Source organism: Methanohalophilus euhalobius (genome assembly GCF_900215215.1).
In the GTDB taxonomy this organism is placed as follows: domain Archaea; phylum Halobacteriota; class Methanosarcinia; order Methanosarcinales; family Methanosarcinaceae; genus Methanohalophilus; species Methanohalophilus euhalobius.
The window spans coordinates 1-2,752 of record NZ_OBDR01000023.1 but is presented as its reverse complement, the minus strand read 5'-3'; the positions used below and the strand labels follow the sequence as shown (position 1 = coordinate 2,752).

Genomic DNA, 2,752 nt, shown 5'->3' with positions numbered 1-2,752 from the left:
ATAAATTTACCTAAGACGGAGATTTCCACATCATTCCCACCATTGTTGGGGTCAATTAATGCAAGAATATCTGCATAGTCTTTGGCAAGTTTTCCGGATTCCCATTCAATACCATAACTTTTTCTTTGGGATATTCTATTATTTCGATCCCATATAGCTTTTAATTTCAGAACAATCAACGTTGCTCTGTTGGGTACTGCCATTTCGATGTTACCCCGAATTGCCCTGGTTTCAGTGTTTCCGTCAAGAATACTGAAATCTAAATACTCATCTGTCCCTTCAAACGGAAATGGTTTTTCTCTTGTTGCAAAATCAATAATTACAGACCCTGCTTTGGTTACTTTTTTTACACTTCGGGGTTGTCCGGGCAGTCTGTATGGTACAAAATCACGCTCTTTTCGCAGATATTTAGACTATTTCGTGTACTATTATTGGTAATGAGATCGATATCTACTGAGCCATACCAGGGATTATATGAATCAACTGCCCATCCGTCAATTAGCACGGTTGTAGGGTTATCGGTATCCTCTCTTTCATGGAGAAATCTGGTAATTACACGTAATTCATCCAGTGAAAAATTAATTATTTCACTCATTCTCTCATAAGAGGTCATATTTTGCAACCATTGCTTTTGTAATATCCATTGCAGAATATCCCATACCTGCCAGATCCAGAAGTGTCCGGGAAGCAGATACGATCCGGACACCCTCTTTTTCCAGAGTGTTCTGGAAAACTTCTCTGTCAGGCCTATAGATTATTGCCTTTATACTATTTCTCGAAGAAGATTCGAATAATTCTTTGAAATAATCTATATACTCATCATCCAAATATAAGTAAACTGCATCATTGCGCACTCCATAACCGGTATACAAAGCCGCTGCTGTGTATGAAGTAAATCCGACTGGTATATTGTGTTGCATAGAAAAAGCCCGGGTAATTTCCCTTGCTGCATCCATCGATTCACTGAAAGGGATCTGGATCTCGCAACTTTTAAGTTTATTTAGAGGACGTTCCCATGCAATACCATTTAGCAGTTTATCAGCATTAGAAATACTTACACGGTTGTTTTCCTTTTTCACAATATTCTGCTGAATAAGTGCCTGGATTGTTTTGTGCGCCCAGCCGTACGATATATCTTCAAGAATTGCCAGCTGCCGGATAGAGGTTTTCTTTTCTTTCAAAAGGCGGGACACTATTTTCCATGATTTGGCCGAAGTTATTCGATGGTTGCTGGGTTTGGACTGTTTTTCAGTGGTGAGTTTAATCGACCACGGAAGTTTTACCATGGTGATGTCCAGTTGGTCCATGAGCAGTTTTTCTCGTTCAGGAAAGGATTTGGCGGCAATAACCAATTGTATTTTTTTTGGGAATGTGTTTTTGAGACAGAAATCCCGAAGAAGATTCAATTTTGCAATAATGTCTACAGTGGCTTTCGATTTTATTCCAATAAAATAGATAGCATCATTTTCTTCTACTATTAGATCAGGATAGATAGGAAGGTTCATTGCAATATTTTCACTTAAAGTAGTGATGTCGGTATGGAGGGATTGTGGTGAAATATCCAGATATTTGCGGATATGATTTTGCACGTTGTTCCAATCAGTAGTTTCTGCACTCATCTTACCTATCACTATATGGTGATACCTATATAAACCTATCAGTGATAGTCTCGTTTTCCCAATTAAAGAAATCAGGCCGGTTTTACTCCACGGATGCGGGAGATTGCAGAGGAAGAGAAAGTGATTCTGATTGGTCTGGCAGATATGATTAAGGGATGAGATACATTCCAGTGTGATTGCTCTTTTTCAAAAAATTAGACTGATTCAGCGTTTTTATCAGAAAAAATTGAAGGAAAGGGGATTGCAATTGTTTTGCAACCTCATTAAAACTATCAGTACTCTTCGCACTTTCTCTCGAAATAGTTGTAGGGATGGTCGCATGAAGGACATTCTTCGGGAGGTTCGGGCCCTCTGTGCACATAACCACATTTGCGGCAGACCCATTCAACTTCCCTGTCTTTTTTGAAAACGGTCCCGTTTTCCACTTCCCGGAGAAGTTTTTCAAAGCGCTCTTTGTGATGCATTTCGGCTTTACCGATTGCTCTGAGTCTTGCTGCGATTTCAGGCAGGTTCTCGTCTTCAGCAGTCTGTGCAAATTCGGGATACATGGTGGTGGTCTCGTAATCCTCGCCGTTGATTGCGGCTTTTAAGTTCTCGGCGGTTGTGCCGTAGTCGGTCGGAACGTCAGCCTGAATTGCAATGTCATCGAAGGATTCCCCGCTTTCTTCTTTCAGTTCATTGATCAGCCGGAAACTCCATTTTGCATGCTCTCTTTCATTCTCGGCGGTGAGGAGGAAAAGATCGGCAATTTGCTCGAAACCTTCCTTTTTAGCAATCTTTGAATATATTGTATACCGGTTCCGGGCCTGGCTTTCGCCGACAAATGCTTTTGACAGGTTTTCTACAGTCTGTTTCATGATTTGTTTCTCCAGATGTTTTTTATGTGGTTTAGTTGATAAATATATAATGCTTTTTTTGAATTCAATTTTGTGGAGATAAACGAAGAGCAGCTCTGCTATGGGGAGATAGCTGAACTGGAAAGGGGTCCCAAGCAACGGGTATTTGTTTTGAAGAGTGTTGTCAGAACCTGGAGGGAAGCATCTCAGGATTGATATTTCCGATAGATTGTTTTACGATCCCCAACTGCTACAATAAATATTAGCATTCTGTTGTTTTCGATTGTCAGGATGACT

Annotated in this window: 4 protein-coding genes and 1 pseudogene; 1 reads left to right on the top strand and 4 read right to left on the bottom strand. The window is 40.3% G+C overall.

Annotated elements, in window-relative coordinates; all coding sequences use genetic code 11:
- From CP947_RS10860 to rbr, 4 genes and pseudogenes are all read right to left on the bottom strand, one after another.
- Positions 1-203, bottom strand: a pseudogene (locus tag CP947_RS10860) (hypothetical protein); the annotation flags it as partial.
- Positions 204-346: 143 nt separating this feature from the next.
- Positions 347-595 carry a hypothetical protein gene (locus tag CP947_RS10855; protein WP_241646097.1) on the bottom strand — a complete coding sequence of 83 codons (249 nt, stop codon included), beginning with the start codon at positions 593-595 and terminating at the stop codon, positions 347-349.
- A 4-nt stretch (positions 596-599) separates the two neighbouring features.
- Positions 600-1,619, bottom strand: a complete 1,020-nt coding sequence (locus CP947_RS10210; protein ID WP_096713077.1) for a hypothetical protein — start codon at positions 1,617-1,619, stop codon at positions 600-602.
- Between the two features lie 272 nt (positions 1,620-1,891).
- Positions 1,892-2,476: a rubrerythrin gene (gene rbr / locus CP947_RS10205; protein ID WP_096713078.1), complete on the bottom strand. Its 585-nt coding sequence runs from the start codon at positions 2,474-2,476 to the stop codon at positions 1,892-1,894.
- A 72-nt stretch (positions 2,477-2,548) separates the two neighbouring features.
- On the opposite strand from rbr, the gene CP947_RS10970 reads away from it, so the two are divergent.
- Complete coding sequence (locus tag CP947_RS10970) at positions 2,549-2,671, top strand: hypothetical protein (protein ID WP_277749698.1); 123 nt, start codon at positions 2,549-2,551, stop codon at positions 2,669-2,671.
- The last annotated feature ends 81 nt before the right edge of the window (positions 2,672-2,752 follow it).

Coding starts and splice junctions, on each gene's coding strand:
- CP947_RS10855 (WP_241646097.1), bottom strand. CDS start 595: ATGAGTGAAATAATTAATTTTTCACTGGATGAATTACGTGTAATTACC.
- CP947_RS10210 (WP_096713077.1), bottom strand. CDS start 1,619: ATGAGTGCAGAAACTACTGATTGGAACAACGTGCAAAATCATATCCGC.
- rbr (WP_096713078.1), bottom strand. CDS start 2,476: ATGAAACAGACTGTAGAAAACCTGTCAAAAGCATTTGTCGGCGAAAGC.